The sequence below is a fragment of the Sinomicrobium kalidii genome (genome assembly GCF_021183825.1).
GTDB lineage: Bacteria > Bacteroidota > Bacteroidia > Flavobacteriales > Flavobacteriaceae > Sinomicrobium > Sinomicrobium kalidii.
The window spans coordinates 1,126,618-1,143,729 of sequence record NZ_CP089211.1 but is presented as its reverse complement, the minus strand read 5'-3'; the positions used below and the strand labels follow the sequence as shown (position 1 = coordinate 1,143,729).

The 17,112-nt window shown below is 47.0% G+C and carries 15 protein-coding genes; 5 read left to right on the top strand and 10 right to left on the bottom strand.

All coding sequences use genetic code 11. The annotated features are described in order from the left end of the window. The first annotated feature begins 103 nt into the window (after positions 1–103). From mazG to LS482_RS04580, 4 genes are all read left to right on the top strand, one after another. Entirely contained in the window at positions 104–883 is a 780-nt protein-coding gene (mazG, locus tag LS482_RS04595) for a nucleoside triphosphate pyrophosphohydrolase (RefSeq protein WP_233030574.1), read from the top strand. 213 nt (positions 884–1,096) lie between these two features. After that, positions 1,097–2,476, top strand: coding sequence for an MATE family efflux transporter (locus LS482_RS04590; protein WP_233030573.1), 1,380 nt, complete (start codon positions 1,097–1,099; stop codon positions 2,474–2,476). 43 nt (positions 2,477–2,519) lie between these two features. Then, a complete protein-coding gene (locus LS482_RS04585; protein ID WP_233030572.1) occupies positions 2,520–2,750 on the top strand; it encodes a DUF8828 family protein in 231 nt (76 codons plus the stop codon). Positions 2,751–2,796: 46 nt separating this feature from the next. Then, a complete protein-coding gene (locus LS482_RS04580) occupies positions 2,797–3,381 on the top strand; it encodes a phosphatase PAP2 family protein (protein ID WP_233030571.1) in 585 nt (194 codons plus the stop codon). On the opposite strand, the gene LS482_RS04575 is transcribed toward LS482_RS04580, so the two are convergent. The 10 genes from LS482_RS04575 to LS482_RS04530 form a co-directional block, all read right to left on the bottom strand. Continuing rightward, positions 3,378–4,064 (bottom strand): hypothetical protein, encoded by a 687-nt coding sequence (locus tag LS482_RS04575; protein WP_233030570.1) that lies wholly within the window; start codon positions 4,062–4,064, stop codon positions 3,378–3,380. The genes LS482_RS04580 and LS482_RS04575 overlap by 4 nt on opposite strands. After that, a complete protein-coding gene (locus LS482_RS04570) occupies positions 4,064–5,704 on the bottom strand; it encodes an ArnT family glycosyltransferase (RefSeq protein WP_233030569.1) in 1,641 nt (546 codons plus the stop codon). The genes LS482_RS04575 and LS482_RS04570 overlap by 1 nt, the downstream gene beginning before the upstream one ends. Further along, complete coding sequence (locus LS482_RS04565) at positions 5,697–6,320, bottom strand: lipid-A-disaccharide synthase N-terminal domain-containing protein (protein WP_233030568.1); 624 nt, start codon at positions 6,318–6,320, stop codon at positions 5,697–5,699. Before LS482_RS04565 ends, LS482_RS04570 begins: the two co-directional genes overlap by 8 nt. After that, a complete protein-coding gene (locus tag LS482_RS04560; protein ID WP_233030567.1) occupies positions 6,321–7,034 on the bottom strand; it encodes a glycosyltransferase in 714 nt (237 codons plus the stop codon). Positions 7,035–7,180: 146 nt separating this feature from the next. Further along, positions 7,181–8,257 carry a methylmalonyl Co-A mutase-associated GTPase MeaB gene (gene meaB, locus LS482_RS04555; protein ID WP_437441009.1) on the bottom strand — a complete coding sequence of 359 codons (1,077 nt, stop codon included), beginning with the start codon at positions 8,255–8,257 and terminating at the stop codon, positions 7,181–7,183. Positions 8,258–8,372: 115 nt separating this feature from the next. Then, entirely contained in the window at positions 8,373–9,329 is a 957-nt protein-coding gene (locus LS482_RS04550) for an aldose epimerase family protein (protein ID WP_233030566.1), read from the bottom strand. A gap of 158 nt (positions 9,330–9,487) precedes the next feature. Then, on the bottom strand, positions 9,488–10,921 hold the full coding sequence (locus tag LS482_RS04545) for an efflux transporter outer membrane subunit (RefSeq protein WP_233030565.1): 1,434 nt from the start codon (positions 10,919–10,921) through the stop codon (positions 9,488–9,490). Between the two features lie 7 nt (positions 10,922–10,928). After that, the gene (locus LS482_RS04540; RefSeq protein WP_233030564.1) at positions 10,929–14,087 is read right to left on the bottom strand and encodes an efflux RND transporter permease subunit; all 3,159 of its coding nucleotides are present in this window, start codon (positions 14,085–14,087) and stop codon (positions 10,929–10,931) included. Between the two features lie 140 nt (positions 14,088–14,227). After that, positions 14,228–15,415 carry an efflux RND transporter periplasmic adaptor subunit gene (locus LS482_RS04535; protein WP_233030563.1) on the bottom strand — a complete coding sequence of 396 codons (1,188 nt, stop codon included), beginning with the start codon at positions 15,413–15,415 and terminating at the stop codon, positions 14,228–14,230. 235 nt (positions 15,416–15,650) lie between these two features. Continuing rightward, entirely contained in the window at positions 15,651–16,247 is a 597-nt protein-coding gene (locus tag LS482_RS04530) for a TetR/AcrR family transcriptional regulator (protein ID WP_233030562.1), read from the bottom strand. Positions 16,248–16,558: 311 nt separating this feature from the next. Here LS482_RS04530 and LS482_RS04525 point away from each other — a divergent pair, with 311 nt between their 5' ends. Further along, a complete protein-coding gene (locus tag LS482_RS04525; protein WP_233030561.1) occupies positions 16,559–17,098 on the top strand; it encodes an RNA polymerase sigma factor in 540 nt (179 codons plus the stop codon). The last annotated feature ends 14 nt before the right edge of the window (positions 17,099–17,112 follow it).

Sequence of the window (17,112 nt, the reverse complement as noted above, 5' to 3'; positions counted from 1 at the left end):
AAAGGGAGTTTTTTTGTTGGAATATTTTTAATATTCGGCTTATATCTCTAATATCGCAGAAGCAAAAACACCATTGCGAACAAAACCGTAAAACAAAAAGCAAATGAATTCCAGGGAAGAACAACTGAAGGGCATAGACAGGCTACTCACCATAATGAACGAACTCCGGGAACAGTGCCCGTGGGACAGGAAGCAAACCATGCAAAGCCTTCGTCACCTCACCATAGAAGAAGTTTACGAGCTGGGAGATGCCATTCTGGACAATGACCCGGAAGAAGTGAAAAAAGAGCTCGGCGATGTATTGCTTCACATTGTTTTTTACGCGAAAATAGGGAGTGAAACGGAAGATTTTGATATCGGTGATGTGGCGAACACCATCTGTGAAAAACTCATAGCCCGCCACCCGCATATTTACAGCGATGTAAAGGTGGATAACGAAGAGGATGTAAAGAAGAACTGGGAAAACCTGAAGCTGAAAGAAGGTAAGAAAAGCGTCCTGGAAGGAGTGCCCCGCAGTTTGCCCGCCCTGGTAAAAGCCAGCAGGATACAGGACAAAGTGGCCGGTGTAGGTTTTGATTGGGAAGAACCGTCGCAGGTATGGGAAAAACTGCAGGAGGAACTCGGGGAATTTCAGGAAGAAGTTAAAAAAGGCGATACCGACCAGATGGAAGCCGAGTTTGGCGATGTGCTTTTCAGCATTATAAATTATGCCCGGTTCCTCAATATCAACCCGGAAAATGCACTGGAAAGAACAAACAAAAAGTTTATAAAAAGATTTCAGTACCTGGAAGAACAGGCAACCGCTTCCCGAAAAAGCCTAAAAGACATGTCACTTTCTGAAATGGATGTCCATTGGGAAAAATCAAAGGATTTTTTCAAATAGCTTTGAAATGAAAATCAAAGGATTTTGCAGGGAGATCAAAGGATTTTTTCAAACAGTCCGGAATAAAAAATGATCTTTTTCGATTCAAAAAGACGAAGAATTTCCCTTATGGGCCCGTCCCCGGACTGCGCTTCCCGAAAAGATTGTTAATTGTTAAATTCGGGAGTTTTACAGCGTCCAAATTTCTATCTTTGCCCATTCAATCCGTAGCAAATGTTAACGCAATACACCAGGGAATTTTCCTATAATTTAAAATTGTCGTTACCCGTTATACTGGGTATGCTGGGACACACCTTTGTGGCCTTTGCAGATAATGTTATGGTAGGGCAGTTGGGGACGGCAGAGCTTGCAGCAGTATCGCTGGGAAACAGTTTTGTGTTTATTGCCATGTCACTGGGTATAGGTTTTTCCACGGCCATTACGCCCTTGGTGGCCGAGGCTGACGGAGCGGGAGATGTGGACAAAGGAAAGGCCGCTTTGAAACACGGCCTGATATTGTGTACGGGCCTGGGCCTGGTATTGTTTAGCATTCTCCTGTTTGCCAAACCGCTCATGTATATCATGGATCAACCTGCGGAAGTGGTAGAGTACGCCATGCCCTACCTGGACCTTGTGGCCTTTTCGCTGATCCCCCTGATCATGTTCCAGGCCCTGAAGCAGTTTTCTGACGGGCTCTCCGAGACTAAATATCCCATGTATGCCACAGTATTGGCCAATATTATAAATATCAGCCTGAATTACCTGTTGATCTTCGGTAATTTCGGCTTTCCGAAAATGGGGATTGTAGGCGCGGCTGTAGGAACGCTGGTATCCCGGATCATTATGGTGATTTTTATCTGGGCCCTTTTCAAACAGAATAAAAAATTCCACGATTATATCACGGGGTTCAGGTTGCGGGAATACAGTAAAGCTGTGTTCGGGAAGATTGTCAATCTGGGCTTTCCTTCGGCCTTGCAAATGCTTTTCGAGGTAGCCATATTTACGGCTGCGATCTGGCTTAGCGGGGTGCTGGGCAAAAACCCCCAGGCGGCAAATCAGATAGCACTGAACCTTTCCAGTATGACCTTTATGGTGGCTACCGGACTTAGTGTAGCGGCCATGATCAGGGTAGGAAACCAGAAGGGGCTGCGAAATTTTCATGAATTGCGCAGGATTGCCTTTTCCGTGTTTCTGCTCACCATTATACTGGATGTGATATTTGCCCTCTGTTTCTGGATCTTCCGCGATTGGCTGCCCACCATATACCTGGATCAGCACGACATAGCCGATCAGGCCGATAATTTCGAGGTAATGGCCACGGCCTCCAAATTATTACTGGTAGCGGCCGTTTTCCAGATATCCGACGGTGTGCAGGTTGTGGTGCTGGGTGCGTTGCGGGGCTTACAGGATGTCAAGATCCCCACATTTATTACCTTTGTGGCTTATTGGATTGTAGGATTTCCCGTTTCGTATTACCTGGGACTGCATACGGAATGGGGGAGTGCCGGGATATGGACAGGACTTTTGGCGGGGCTTTCCGTCTCTGCCGTGCTGTTGTATATCCGGTTCAATCACCTTACACAAAAGCTTATCAGGAGTGCTGCGGATAATTAATGAGGCTGGGTGTAAAAGGAAAAACAAATTGACAATATAAAACATGGAACTTCCGAAATTTTTACTGGGGGATAATACCGATTATCCGGATGCAATTTTTATAATGCATACCGATTATCCCCGATTTATTATCAACCTGGCCAATGACGAAGTGGAATGGCTGGAAGACTTTGATCCTGCAGATGAAAAAGAACTGGAAACCGAAGCCGGTAACCTGATACAACAGGCCAACGATTTCTATGACCGGGAAATAAGCAGGTTTGAGGAACAATAACGTGTGTCCTGTTAACTGATCAGCGAATACCTGAATACCGAAACATATGCTGGACAAAATCATTGAATACGATCAGGAACTCTTTTTGTTTCTCAATACCCTCGGAACGGAAAGCTGGGACGGTTTCTGGCTGGTGGTTACCGATAAGTTTGCATCCATCCCCCTGTACCTGGTTTTGCTGTACCTGTGCATACGGAAATTCGGATGGAAGCCCACGATACTGATTTTGGCAACAGTTGCGCTGATGATAGCATTTACAGATCAATTGGCCAATACGTTCAAATACGGTTTCGAACGCCTTCGCCCTTGTCATAACCCGTTACTGATCGATAAAATGCGAATTGTGAAATGCGGCGGGAAGTTCGGGTATTTCTCCGCACATGCTGCCAGTACTTTTGCCGTGGCCACCCTTTTTTCCCTGTTGTTCAGGAAATACTATCGCTTTTTACCTTTAATTCTACTGGTATGGGCATTGATAGTGTCGTACAGCAGAATATACCTGGGTGTCCATTTCCCGTTGGATGTTATTACAGGGATCGTCTTCGGGCTGCTTGGCGGATGGTTGTTTTTCCGGATACTGCTCCTGGTTTCCCGAAAGCTGTTTAAGGAGAACACCAATCCCCTGCGTTAATCCTCTTCTTTTTTCTTTTCCCCTGAAAAAATGTGATTGTTGAACGGACTCAGGAAGATCAGAAAGAACATCACCCCGAAAGCCAGTTCGTAAACTTCCCATTTCCGGTCGGCGGGAATAATGCTTACCAATACCGTACAGGCAATAAAAGCAATGGTATGCCTCCATTCCACGATCGGTACGGCAAACATGTCTGCCAGTTTTCTGATCCAGCCGACTTTCCGGTAGAGCAGCGGAATGGCCACCAGGTAGAGCACCATGGTGATCATGAGCAACTGACTGAAAATGAGTTTGTTTATTTTGGTGTCCCCGACCACCAGGTTGTGCAGGTTGGTTTCTCCCTGTGCATTGTTTTCCATAAAGAATTCGCTCGATTCCACTCCGAAGATGCGTTGTCCCCAGGATATTTCCTCGCCAGCTGCAAAAAAGAAAAGCACGGCAAAGGCCAGAGTTCCCAGTTTCCACAGCGGTTTTTTGAATTTCCGGAGTTTGAACAGGTGGTACAGGCAAAGCAGGCTGATCGCCAATAGCATAAGTGCGGTTTCATTTTCTACCAGTCCGTCTTCCTGGGCGTAATGCTCATTAAAAAGTGCGGCATCGGTGAATCCGAAATACAGGCTGTTCACAAAGGTGATGATGAGGAACATGTAACCGAAAACCTCTGTTTTACTCAATTTTTTCATTACTTTTTATTTAGAATATAATACCGGCTTACCAATCTTTGTTTATAACTCCTTTCGTCTTCGCCGGCCGTATAGTTGATATCAAAAACATCTGCTAAACGCATGTTGAAATCCGGAGCAAAGATACGTTTAAATTCTTTTTCATCATGAAGTGACACCAATACCCCAAAGCTGTTTTCAGACGGGATTTTTGCCGGGGTGCCGACATCCAGCCTCGGGGCCGTTTTTCCGTATTCCCAGATCATTTCCGGGGCCTGTTCGCCATAGGAATAGACATTTATGCCTTCTTTTTCGGTCTTTCGGGCCAGGTTGTTGACGTTATTAAAACCGGGATTGTCGTTGCTGAAGGTATTGGCCAGCGGAAAGCCGAAAAGGATAATGCTCATGATAAATCCGACGGTCAGTAAAAACACATAATGAATGTTCTTTTTTAGCAGGTACCGGAACATAAAGATACCAATGACACACAGGAATACCGAAGCCAGTACGAACGGCATCCAATACCCCTGTAGCTCCTTTCCGAAGAAAATATACCCGGCAATAGGGAAAGCCACTCCTATAAAGGCTATTAAACCGAAATTAAAATAGACCGGAATGGTCTCTTTCCTGTTTTTTAGGGAGGCGAACCTGTTTACAAGATATTCTATGTAAAAAGCGGTGTTCATGGCCAGCGGGAAGAGTACCGGAAGCAGGTAGCGCGATTTTTTTTCGGGAATTACCGAGAGCAATATCACAGCCCCCATGGTCCAGAGGAAGGAAAACAGGTAGGCCTTTTTGTCGCTTACCCGGTTTTTAAGATAGGGGTATAACAGTCCCGCAAATGCCGGAATGGTCCATATGCCGCTTTGCGTAAAGAAACTCCAGTAATAGTAAAATGGTCTGATGTTATAACTCCCCCAGTTGGCGGCCTCTTCGGAAGCAATGGCTACAAACCATTCCGGATCTGCAACCCTTACATAAATATACCACCAAAGACCGGATACGGCCATCGTAATGATAAACACAAGAAGTGGCAACATTTTTTTACGGAAATAACGGTACTTATAGACGATACCATAAGCAATTACAAACGGTAAAAACAGGGTGTACAATGAAACCGGCCCTTTACTCATAAAGGAAGCCCCGGCAAAAATACCGGCGAGCAATGCATTTTTCCACGGTTTTTCTCCCTGAAAAAGCATGTAGAGAAAATATAGGGAAGTGATCATGAACCCGTGGGTGAATATATCCCATTGTCCGTTCCTTCCGGAGAAGATAACGTAAAACGAAGTGGCAAGGATAAGCCCGGTGTACAGGCTTAATCTTTTGTTTTGATGTACTTTAAAATTCAATCTGTACATCATGTATACCCCGAGTGTGGCTGCCAGTGCCGCCGGGAGGCGAAGGGCAAACAGGTTCTTCATCCCGAAAACGGCTGCGGAAAGTGCCGTAAGCCAGGTAGGTAGGGGAGGTTTTTCGTAGCGGGGGAGCCCGTTGAGCGTAGTGAGCAACCAGTTGTTCGCAGAGAGCATTTCCCTTGCCGTAACAAAGTTGCGGGCTTCCATGATATTTATATAAAGTTCGTCGAGGTTGCAGAAAAAGATAACGAGGCAAACCAGCAAAAGCGTAATAACCGGGTAGCGTTCCAGAGTTTTAACCATGTTGCTTGTTTAATATCATCAGGTTTCTAATGTAAATAATACTGCCGAAAAGATGGCCTGTCATCAGCACCGGGTCTTTCCGGAGAATGGCATAGGCGAGGATAAGGATGGCCCCGATGAGGCTGAGTATCCAGAATCCGGCCGGAAGGGAAGACTCCTTTTTCCTTTCGGAATATATCCACTGGTAGATAAAGCGAAAGGTAAAGATGACCTGTGCCACACTTCCCATGATCAACAGCCATAACGGAATATTTTCATTCTGAAGCAGATTTTGAATATCCAGTTTATTGTTGTTGTAATAATAGATCACAATTAAAAACGGAAAGAGCCATAAAAAAGTACGGAAAGCCTTTGGAAATTTATGCCATGCTCCCTGTATCTGTATATTCCGGATATAGATAAAATACGTCAGTGTCTGTCCCAGCATAATGGCAAAGTCATGCCTGAGATACCCGTAAATAAACAGGAGGAATGAAGCCAGCAGGCTGAGTTGCCAGAACAGGCGGGGCGTAAGTACCGTTTTGCTTTTTTCCGAAAGGATCCACTGTAACAGTAGCCTGCTGGAGAACAGGATTTGCGCGAGAAATCCAATAGCGTAGATGATCCAGTTTTGCATTTATCCTTTCTTGGCTATGGTGTAGTTGATATACTTTTTTTTCATCCACAGGTAAGCGAAACAGTCTGTAAGCGGTCCCAGCAACCTGTTCCACAGCCCGAACTTGGCCTGGCCTGCGGTTCTCGGAAAATGCCGTACGGGAATCTGGATGATCCTGCCGTTTTGCAACAGTATCATGGCGGGCAAAAAGCGGTGCAACCCCTTGAACATGGGAATCCGCCTGGCATATTCCGTTTTGATGACTTTGAGGGGACATCCGGTATCGTCCATGCCGTCATGGGTAAAAGCCCTTCTTATCTTATTGGCGATTGTGGAAGACATGTTTTTCACAAAAGAATCCTTCCGGTCTGCCCTTACCCCGGTTACGAGGTCGTATTCACCGATATGTTCGAGCAAGAGGTCAAAATCCTCCGGGGCGGTCTGCATGTCCGAGTCCATATAGCCCAGTAACGGGGTGTCTACATGGTCAAACCCGGCTTTTATTGCGGCACTCAGGCCTCTGTTTTCCGCAAATTCCAGAAAATGAAAGGCCGCATTCCGCCGGCAAATGATTTCGATGAGTTCCTGGCTTCTGTCGTCGGAACCGTCGTTTATCAAAAGGACTTTGGTCTTTGTTGCAGTTTTGGAAATATACCCGGAGAGCTCTTTTTCTAAACGTTCAAGGTTGTCTTCCTCGTTGTAGATCGGAACAATAATGGTAAACTCGTAATTCATCTTCCGTTTAAATAATGGCAGAAGCCCTGATGTGGGGTCATTCTGGGCGCTTTTAACACGCAAAGATGTGAAAAAAATATGTGATTTCCTTCTGAAATATCAGGAGATGGATCAAAACTGCATGTAAAAGGGGAACAGGAAAGGTATTATCTGTGCCATAATTCCAGCAGTTTTCGCGCAGCGGCGAAAGGTGTGGTTTCATTGTTTTCGAGGGCGGAAAGCTCTCTGCCCAATTGTTTTTTTATTCTTTCATCCTGATAAAAGCTTGTTTTCAGCCGGTCTTCTATAGTCTGAAGCAGCCAGTATTTGTTCTGTTCCGACCGTTTGTAACTGAAATAACCGCTTTCTTGATTTCGGGCCACATATTTTTCGATCAATTCGCGGATTTCCGTGATCCCCTTGTTCTCTGTGGCAGAAGCCGTGAGTACCCGGGGCGTCCAGTTGTTTTCTTTCGGCGGATACAGGTGAAGTGCCCTTGCAAATTCGGCCCTGGCCTTCCGGGCTGCCTTTTCGTTGTCGCCGTCGGCCTTGTTGATGACAATGGCGTCGGCCATTTCCATAATTCCGCGTTTAATACCCTGGAGTTCGTCGCCTGCACCGGCCAGTTTCAGCAGGAGGAAAAAGTCTACCATACCGTGAACAGCAATTTCCCCCTGGCCTACACCTACCGTTTCCATAATAATGATATCGAAACCACAGGCTTCACAAAGCAGGATGGTCTCACGGGTTTTCCGCGCTACTCCGCCGGGAGAATTTCCGGAAGGGGAGGGGCGGATAAATGCGTTTTCATCTTTTACGAGCTCTTCCATGCGTGTTTTGTCGCCCAGGATACTTCCCCTGCTTACGGAGCTGCTCGGGTCTACGGCCAGTACTGCCACTTTTTTGCCGAGAGCCGTAAGGTGTTTTCCGAAGGTTTCTATAAATGTGCTTTTGCCTACTCCGGGGACTCCTGTAATACCGATACGTACGGACCGGTTGGCATGCGGGAGGCATTTTTCGATGACCGATTGTGCATTTTCGGCATGTCTGGGCTGCGTACTTTCCACCAGGGTAATGGCGCGGCTCAGGGCCACGACATCACCGGAAATGATCTTTTCGGCCAGTTCTTCGGGAGAAGGTTGTTCCCTCTTTATTTTTTGCACATTGGGCGTAACGGATTTTCTCCCGGAACTTTTGTCGGGAGTATTTTGTTTTTCCGGTATCGGTTTTTGTTTTGCGCTCAAAAAGGAAAACTTTTCTTATGAACAAAAATACAATTTCTTTTGGCGTGTCCGGAGATGCAGTAAGCGATTGTACTTTAATGCCCTGTACCTGTTTGCCGTTCAACCAAACACCGGGTTACCTCAATCCGAATTCCAGCACGGTTTCGTTCCGGTACACTTCGCCGGGACGGAGCACTGCGGAAGGAAAGTCCGGCTGATTTGGCGCGTCGGGGAAGGTTTGTGCCTCGAAACATATGGACGAAAAGTTTTCGTATTCCGCACCGTTTACAAAATTATTGATCCTCAGGTCTTCGGGAGTAAATATTACCATGGCCTGCTGGTTGGTGATGACCTTCATTTCTATGCCCGTTTGCGGAGCGTATAATATGGCTGCCGGCCCTTTTCCGTTCAGGACAAAAACATCATCTATTCCGGAGAATCCGGGTTTGGTACCGATGATTTCAGGGGACAGGAAATCATATGCAGTACCCTTAACAGGTGAAAAATTTCCCGTAGGTAACAGTTTCCGGTCGAGTTCAACAAAGGTTTCGCTGTTGAGTTTTAACTCGTGATCCAAAACGGAATTTCGTCCTTCCAGGTTAAAATAAGCATGATTGGTGAGGTTGAGCACCGTGGTTCTGTCTGTCGTCGCCTCATAAACGATTTTAAGGCTGTTGCCGATCAATTTGTAGGTAACACTCACTTTCAGGTTTCCCGGATAGCCTTCTTCGAGATGCGGACTGGTCACCGTATAGGTGATGGAAGGAGTGTCCGTATCCTGTACTATGTGTTCCGGTTGCCACTGCTTCTTGTTCAGCCCGTTTTTACCGCCGTGCAGGTGTACGCCATTTTCCTGATGAAGTTCGTAATGATCTCCGTTCAGTGAAAACCCTCCTTTGCTTATCCGGCCGGCATAGCGGCCAATGGAAGCCCCGATATAAAAGGGATTGTTATAATAGTCTTCCTCTTTTTCAAAACCGAGGACGACATTGACATCATTGTCATTTTTATCTCTTACGATCAGCTGTTGAATGGTGGCGCCATAGTTGAAAGTGCTCAGGCAAATATGGTCGTTCTTGATCAAGTGTTTCACTGAAAATACTTTTTATGGGGGTTGGGTTCTCCGGTAGGGAAACCTCAATACATTCGTTATCGCGGGGCTAAAATACAAAAACCCCGCATTTACGGGGTTTTGTGTTGTAAATAAAACGAATATATAATGGTTTGGTAAAATACAGGAGAATGCCCGTCCTATTCCAGGTGCTCCGGGAATAAGCCCAGGGCCTGTATAAGTGTGACGCGGCCGGTCAGTTCCCGTGCAAAAAGCTGGACACTAAGGCGTTCGGCTTCCAGTACCTGCCGTTCGGCATCTACCACGTCAATATAATTTACCAGTCCTTTGCGATAGCGTTCGTTGGTGAGGTTGGCAGCATCCCTGGCCGCAGCAACAAATTCCTGTTGGGCCAGGAGTTGCCGGTGTGCCCACTGTAACTGTGCATAGGCATTTTCTACCTGCCGGTAGGATTCCAGGGTCAGTTTATTATAGTTTTCCCGGGCTTCCTGTAATTCACTGCGTTTCAGCTTTATTTCCGAGCGTTTTCTTCCACCTTCGAAAATGGGCAGGGAGGCGGATATACCGGCAATCCATGTTCTGCCGTTATCCTCGATCAGGTTATCGGCATTACCGGACAGGTAACCATAGGAACCGTTAAGGCGAAAAGAGGGCAGGAGTTCTTTCCACTGACTGCTTACTCTTTTGTCTGAAGCTTCCATTAAAAGTTTAGCCGCTTTCAGGTCAGGCCTGGAGCCGGAAAGCGAGTCCTTGTCTACAAATGCCACAGAAGGCGGCAGGTACCTGACCTTGCTGTGCGGAATTTGAAAAGTACTTGCATCTTCTCCGGCCAGGGTGGCCAGTATCAGTTCTATTTCTGCCCTGAGCTGCCTGTTGTTCTTTAACTGTACTTGGACAGAAGAAAGCTCTGTTTTGGCCCTTAACACATCGATCTGGCTCACCAGTCCTGCTTCATAACGGGTGGAAGTGATCTCCAGGTTATCCTGCCGGGTCTTTTCCGTGTGAACGAGAAGATCATTTTCCGCGTCGAGTTGCAAGAGCAGGAAATAGTTCCGGGCTACTTCCGCAGTAACGGCAAGCAGGGTATTTTTCCGTTCTTCCTCGCTTGCCTTTGATCTCAGGGAGCTGGCTTGCACATTGTTGATGTTTTTACCGAAAACATCCAGTTCGTAAGACAGGGTGAGGGGCAGTTCGTAGGTATTGAGTGTGGCCCTGCCTAATTGCCCTCCGAACGGATTGGGGCGGTTTGCCGAAAATTCCTGTCTTACAAAAGAAGGTTCAAAACGGATGGCGGGAAACAATTCTGCGAGTGCGATCTGTTTATCAGCCCTGGCCTGTTCTACCCGGGCCCTGGCTATTTTAAGGTCCACATTATTGAGGATGGCCTTTTGCACGAGGCTGTCCAGCGTGGTATAACCGAACGCTTCCCACCAGGGCTCGACATCGGTTATGGGATCGGTATTTTCCGTGATGGTATCATTACCTATATACAGTGCTACACTTTCCTGTGGCGGTTCCTGCCATTTCCAGCCGGTTACGGGGTCCTGGGCCTGTGCGGGCAGGGCGAACCACCCCGCCAGGACGATATTTGCGATTCTCAAAAAATTGGTCATCTTCATGTTATGCTTTTACGTCGATAGATTTTGTTTTTTTAATGGCCAGTCTTCTACATATGACATAGAACACCGGGGTGAAGAGAAGCCCGAAGAAAGTAACACCCAGCATACCGCTGAACACTGCCGTACCCAGCGATCTCCTCATTTCGGCACCGGCACCGGATGCCAGTACCAGCGGAACTACCCCGAGAATAAAGGCAAATGCCGTCATCAGTATGGGGCGAAGCCGTAACCTGGCCGCTTCCCTGGCTGCTTCTTCGAGGCTGTAACCACGATCTTCCAGTTGCTTGGCAAACTCTACAATAAGGATGGCATTCTTACTGGCCAGCCCTACCAATACCACCAGCCCGATCTGGGTAAGGATATTGTTGTCCATTCCCACGATGCCTACCCCGAACATAGCAGAGAGCAAACACATGGGGACGATAAGGATCACGGCAAGCGGGAGTACCCAACTTTCATATTGGGCGGCCAGCAATAAAAAGACGAACAGTACGGCCAGTAAAAAAGCAATGATCGCCGTGTTTCCCGATTCCTTTTGTTGATAGGCGATCTCGGTCCACTCGTAATCGATACCTTCGGGCAGTACTTCTGCGGCAAGTCTTTCCATGGCTTCGAGGGCTTCTCCGGAACTGTGGCCCGGAGTGGCATTTCCGGTCAATGCCAGGGCAGGGTAGAGGTTGTACCGGGGTACCCGTGCAGGTCCGGAAATATTTTCGAGTTCGCCAATGGTGCCAAGAGGTACCATCTTGCCGTCCTTGTTTCTTACCCGGATACGGGTAAGGTCATCGGGACCGTATCTGTATTGTCCGTCGGCCTGGGCCGTTACCCGGAAGGTTTTTCCGAGCAGGTTAAAATCATTGACAAAGGCCGATCCCAGGTATATTTCTATGGCACTTGATATTTCTTCGATGGGAATTCCCAGTTTTTGGGCCCGCTCTTTATCCAGGTCAAAAAACAACTGTGGCGAACCGGTATTGAAAAATGTGAATACATCGCTGAGTACAGGGTCCTGGTTGGCCGCGGCCATAAGTTGGTACCCGGATTGCAGTAATTGTTCGTTGCCCAGTCCCCCTCTGTCCTGGAGCATCATTTTAAAACCTCCTGCATTTCCTATTCCCCTTACGGGCGGCGGAGGAATAACCACGACGAATGCATCCTGAAAAATTCCGAGGCTTTCGTTCAGCCTGACCTGAATATCTGCGTAGGAAATCCCTTTTTCTTTCCTGGTCTCAAAATCTTCCAGTACGGGAAATATCACGCCGGCATTGGACGAATTGGTAAAGGTGGCGGCATCGAAACCCGTAAAGGCCACTGCATCCTTGATCCCGTCAATTTTCAAGACACTGTCAATCGCTTTTTTCACCACCTTGTCAGTCCTTTCCAGGGAGGCTCCCGGGGGGAGTTGGATTACCGAGATAAAATACCCCTGGTCCTGTTGCGGGATAAACCCGGTGGGGACTTTTAAAAAAGTAAATACGGTAAGGAGGATAAGCCCTGCATATATCAGGAGTACCCATCCCCTTATCCGGATAAATCTGTCGGTTATTTTCCCGTATCCGTCAGATACCCTGTCCATAACCCGGTTGAATCCGGAAAAGAATCTGGGTATGAACCCGAATTTTGCCGTAGTCGCGGGTGACTGGTGTTCATCTTTGTGTTTTTTCATCACGATCGCGGCGATTGCCGGACTAAGGCTGAGGGAAACAAAAACGGAGATCATGGTTGCTACGGCAATGGTTACCCCGAACTGGCTGTAAAACTGTCCGCTGATCCCTTCCAGGAATGCGGTAGGCAGGAATACGGCTACGAGGACCAGCCCCATAGCTATAAGCGCTCCTCCTACTTCGTCCATGGTTTTTCTGGCTGCTTTTTTGACGCCCAGGCCTTCCCGAAGGTTCCGTTCCATGTTTTCCACCACGACAATAGCATCATCCACCACGATACCGATAGCCAGTACCAGTCCGAAAAGGGTCAGGTAGTTCAGTGAATAACCCAGGGCCTGCATTACGGCAAAGGTACCGATGAGCGATACCGGGATGGCCAGAATGGGAATAATCGCAGCCCGCCAGGTTTGCAGGAACAGGATGATAACCAGGACTACCAGAATCACGGCTTCGTAAATGGTATGCCCCACTTCATCTATGGATTGTTCAATAAATTCGGTAGGGTTGTAGGCTATCCGGTATTCTATGCCTTCCGGAAAGTCCTTGGCGGCCTCTTTCATGGTGGCTTTTATGGCATCTGCGGTTTCCAGGGCATTGGTTCCCGGTCGCTGAAAAACGGGAAGGGCCACGGCCGGGTATTCACTCAGGTATCCCTTGGTGGCATAACTGGCGGCCCCGAGTTCTACTCGTCCTATATCCTTGACACGTACCAGTTCGCCCTGTTCACCGTTCCGAACAATGATATTCTCAAATTCTTCGATGGTGTTGAGCCTTCCCTGGGTCTGTACATTGATCTCAAAGGCATTTTGATCGGTGAGTGGCTGCTGATTCAGTGTTCCTCCTGCAATCTGTACGTTCTGGGAACGCAGGGCAGTGAGTATTTCATTGGGTGTCATGTCCATGGTGGCGATCAGGTCTGGATTGAGCCATATACGCATGGAATACTGGTCGCCCCCGAACATCCTTACGGCACCTATTCCGTCTATACGCGACAACCGGTCTATGATCTGAAAGTTGGCGTAGTTGGCCAGATAGGTCTGGTCATAGGAGTTGTCCGGTGATATCATGTGGATCACCATCATGAGGTCCGGGGAACTTTTTACGGTGGTAATTCCCAATCGTCTTACCTGTTCGGGAAGGCGCGGTTCGGCTATGGCCACCCGGTTTTGTACAAGAACCTGGGCATTGTCTACATCTACGCCCTGTTTAAAGGTCACGGTAATCTCCAGGGAACCGTCATTGGTGGCCTGGGAAAGCATATATATCATGCCTTCCACCCCGTTGATTTCCTGTTCCAGGGGTGTGGCTACGGTTTTGGAAATGGTTTCCGCACTCGCTCCCGGGTAAGTGGCCCGTACCACTACCGTGGGAGGGGCTACTTCCGGGTATTGCGATATGGGAAGTGAAAAATAGGCCAGCCCCCCTACAATCATCAGTAATATGGAGATGACAATGGATAGGATCGGCCTTTTTATAAAGGTGTGACTGAATTTCATATACGCGTTGCTTTTTAGATATGGAAAGGCCGTTGAACAGCCTTTCCGTTTATTGGACAGTTCAAAATCAGATAATAATGTCGTTCTCCCGGGAATTTCGGTACCGGGAGGGCGACTGAAAATTGATATGTGAGTTTAGCCTAACGTGAGGCGACAGAAATGCTATCCTGTTGCTTTACTGCAAAAGACTGCTGTTGGGGCCGGACTTTCATTCCCGGTCGTACTTTAAGAAGATTGCCTGTGATTATACGATCTTCTGTTGTGAGTCCGCCGGTAATGATCCTGTATTTTTCGCGGTACAGTTTCCCCAGTTTTACCGGTTTTACCTGTACGGTGCTGTCGGGTCCTATCGTATATACAATCTTTTGCGACTGACTGCTGCTTATAGCTTTTTCCGGGATGAGAATGGCATCGGTCCTGTTTTTTTCCAGCAACCGCAACCGTCCGAACATCCCTGCCTCAAGTTGCATGTCGGGATTTTTAAATACGGCCCTGCCCCGTATGGTTCCGGTATTTCGCTGAATTTCATTGTCTACGAAATCCATATATCCTTCGCGAGAATAACTGTCTTCGGAAGAAAGTTTAACAACTACCGGTTTGTGAGTTTTCGTTCTTTCTCCGTTCGCTCCCCGGGAAGAATGAAAGCGTGCAAAATCATCTTCATTACCTTCAAAATAAAAATGAATGGGATCTACAGCGAGGACCGTGGTCAGTAGTGTGGCATTCGCCGCACCGCCGGTAATATAGTTTCCCCGGTTTACAAAATCTTCACTGATTTTCCCTGTGATGGGCGCCTTGATCTCGGTATAGCCGAGGTTGAGGCGTGCTTCCTCCAGCCTGGCATTGGCAGCCATAAGCCTGGCCTCAGCAGATTTAGCGATTTGTTTGCGCTGTTCTACTTCTTCAGCCGATACTGCCCTTGAATCCTGGACAGATGCAATACGGTCATAATCACTTTGAGTACGAAGGAGATCGGCCTCGGCCTGTAATTTATCGGCTTCCGCCTGTTTCAGGGCCGTATAAAAAGGACGCTGGTCTATGACAAACAGGGTCTGTCCCTTTTTTACGACATCCCCGTCGCGGAAATTAACCGATTGGATATAGCCGTCGACCCGTGAACGGATCTCTACACGTTCTGACGCCTCGAAGCGACCGATATATTCGCTCCAGTCGGTGATTTTTTCCGTAGACGGGATTATGTACGGGGTGGCCAGAGCCTGAGGCCCCTGTTCCGCGGCAGTGCTATTGCTGCAGGATACTATAGCCGAGGTGATCAGCAGGGACATGGATAGTACTATCCCTATGCTTTGGATGTTGTGTTTTTTCATAGCGTTTAGTTTTTGGAAAAGAAAATACCCGATACACGAAAATCGGGATTCCTTCCCCGTGTCATCTGTTTGATCTTACGAATAATGTTTAGTGAATGGATTTACCCGGGAAATACCCCGGGGTACTTTTACAAAGTCTTGAGAATGTGTGGTGCGGAATGTTTCATAGCGTTTCTGGATTTTAGTTTGGTGTTTGTGTTAAGTTGACCGGTCGTCTATAATTGACGAAAAAAAATTATTTCAGTATGAGGGTCTTTAGAAAAAATAAAAAATTGTCCAAAGGTTCGGCACTCTGGCTTGATTTCATGGAGATGAGCATCCCTTTGTAAGCATCTTCGATAAATGCAACTATTTTATCCGGGTTGACGGTATGGTCTATTTCTTCGTTCATTTGGGCGGCTATTACCACATCAATGATCTGCCGCCTTATCCTTTCTTCATGGTTCACCACGGTAAGGCGTATTCTCTCACTGTGTTCGGCCATTTCGTTGCCGATATTACACGCCATACAGCCCAGGGTACATTTCAGTTGCTCTTTCATTATCGTAACGCGCTTGTCGTAATAATTGTAGAGCCGTTGTGAAGGCGGAATGGATTCATCCTCCAGCATTTCTGCCGTAGCTTCCCTTTTCAGCGTAAAATACCTGTCGAGCGCTTTTACGGCAAAGTCTTCCTTGGAGTCAAAATAAAAATAAAAAGAACCTTTAGGTACATCGGCCACCTTGACAATATCGTTGACACTGGTACCGTTATACCCTTTAAACCAAAGCAATTCCAGGCCTTTTTCCAGAAGGAATGCGGTTTTTTCTTTATGTCTGACGGTTTCTGACAAGGTCTCCTTAATTTGACGGGACAAATATATGACCGGTCGTCTATAAAATCCAAATCCCTATTGTTAAATTTTTTATAAGAAGAGGATTAAAAGATTTACAAAAGATCATTTTTGTGTGTAATCCGTTGTATTTCTTTTGTTTATGATGATTTTTGATTTAGGGTGATGCGATTTTTTGCGTATCTTGTTGAGGACAAAGTTATAAAATTTGCTAAAAATTGCAACACCGGGTTTTTTATATCGTCTATAAAGATGAAAGCCATGCGGATTTAATATGAAGTAAAAAATAAAAGTTCAACAGACCGGCCGGAATGTTTCAGACAGATCTCATCGAAAAGTGTAAAAATAACGACCACAAGGCACAATTAAAGCTGTACAGGCAATATTGTGATGCCATGTTCTGTGTGGCCAAACGTTACCTGGACAACCGGGAAGACGCCGAAGATGCCGTGCAGGAAGCTTTTATAAAGGCTTTTCAGAAACTGGACCAGTACAAGAGGGAAGTGACTTTCGGGGCATGGTTAAAACGCATTGTGATCAATCACTGTCTGGACAACATAAAACGTAAAAAAGAGCGGTGGCTGTCTGTAGAAGACGTATTGCATGAAGTAGCGGAAGAAGGACCGTCGGAGTGGCTGGTGGAAGACAGCGTTACACAGCAAACAGTGATCCGTGCCATGGAACGGTTGCCCGAAAGCAGCAGGCATGTAGTAATGTTGTTCCTGGTGGAAGGATACGACCACGAGGAAATATCCGAAATACTGGGGATTACCGAAGTGAATTCAAGAACATTACTCTTCCGTGCCAAAAAGAAGCTGCGGGAAATGCTGGAGGAGTACAAACAGGTATAAAAATAAAATTGCCG

Excerpts from the sequence above, each read along its gene's own strand:
- LS482_RS04585 (WP_233030572.1), top strand. The coding sequence starts at position 2,520 with ATGGAACTTCCGAAATTTTTACTGGGGGATAATACCGATTATCCGGAT.
- LS482_RS04560 (WP_233030567.1), bottom strand. The coding sequence starts at position 7,034 with ATGAATTACGAGTTTACCATTATTGTTCCGATCTACAACGAGGAAGAC.
- LS482_RS04535 (WP_233030563.1), bottom strand. The coding sequence starts at position 15,415 with ATGAAAAAACACAACATCCAAAGCATAGGGATAGTACTATCCATGTCC.
- LS482_RS04565 (WP_233030568.1), bottom strand. The coding sequence starts at position 6,320 with ATGCAAAACTGGATCATCTACGCTATTGGATTTCTCGCGCAAATCCTG.
- LS482_RS04590 (WP_233030573.1), top strand. The coding sequence starts at position 1,097 with ATGTTAACGCAATACACCAGGGAATTTTCCTATAATTTAAAATTGTCG.
- LS482_RS04580 (WP_233030571.1), top strand. The coding sequence starts at position 2,797 with ATGCTGGACAAAATCATTGAATACGATCAGGAACTCTTTTTGTTTCTC.
- LS482_RS04540 (WP_233030564.1), bottom strand. The coding sequence starts at position 14,087 with ATGAAATTCAGTCACACCTTTATAAAAAGGCCGATCCTATCCATTGTC.
- LS482_RS04570 (WP_233030569.1), bottom strand. The coding sequence starts at position 5,704 with ATGGTTAAAACTCTGGAACGCTACCCGGTTATTACGCTTTTGCTGGTT.
- LS482_RS04525 (WP_233030561.1), top strand. The coding sequence starts at position 16,559 with ATGTTTCAGACAGATCTCATCGAAAAGTGTAAAAATAACGACCACAAG.
- LS482_RS04545 (WP_233030565.1), bottom strand. The coding sequence starts at position 10,921 with ATGACCAATTTTTTGAGAATCGCAAATATCGTCCTGGCGGGGTGGTTC.
- mazG (WP_233030574.1), top strand. The coding sequence starts at position 104 with ATGAATTCCAGGGAAGAACAACTGAAGGGCATAGACAGGCTACTCACC.
- LS482_RS04575 (WP_233030570.1), bottom strand. The coding sequence starts at position 4,064 with ATGAAAAAATTGAGTAAAACAGAGGTTTTCGGTTACATGTTCCTCATC.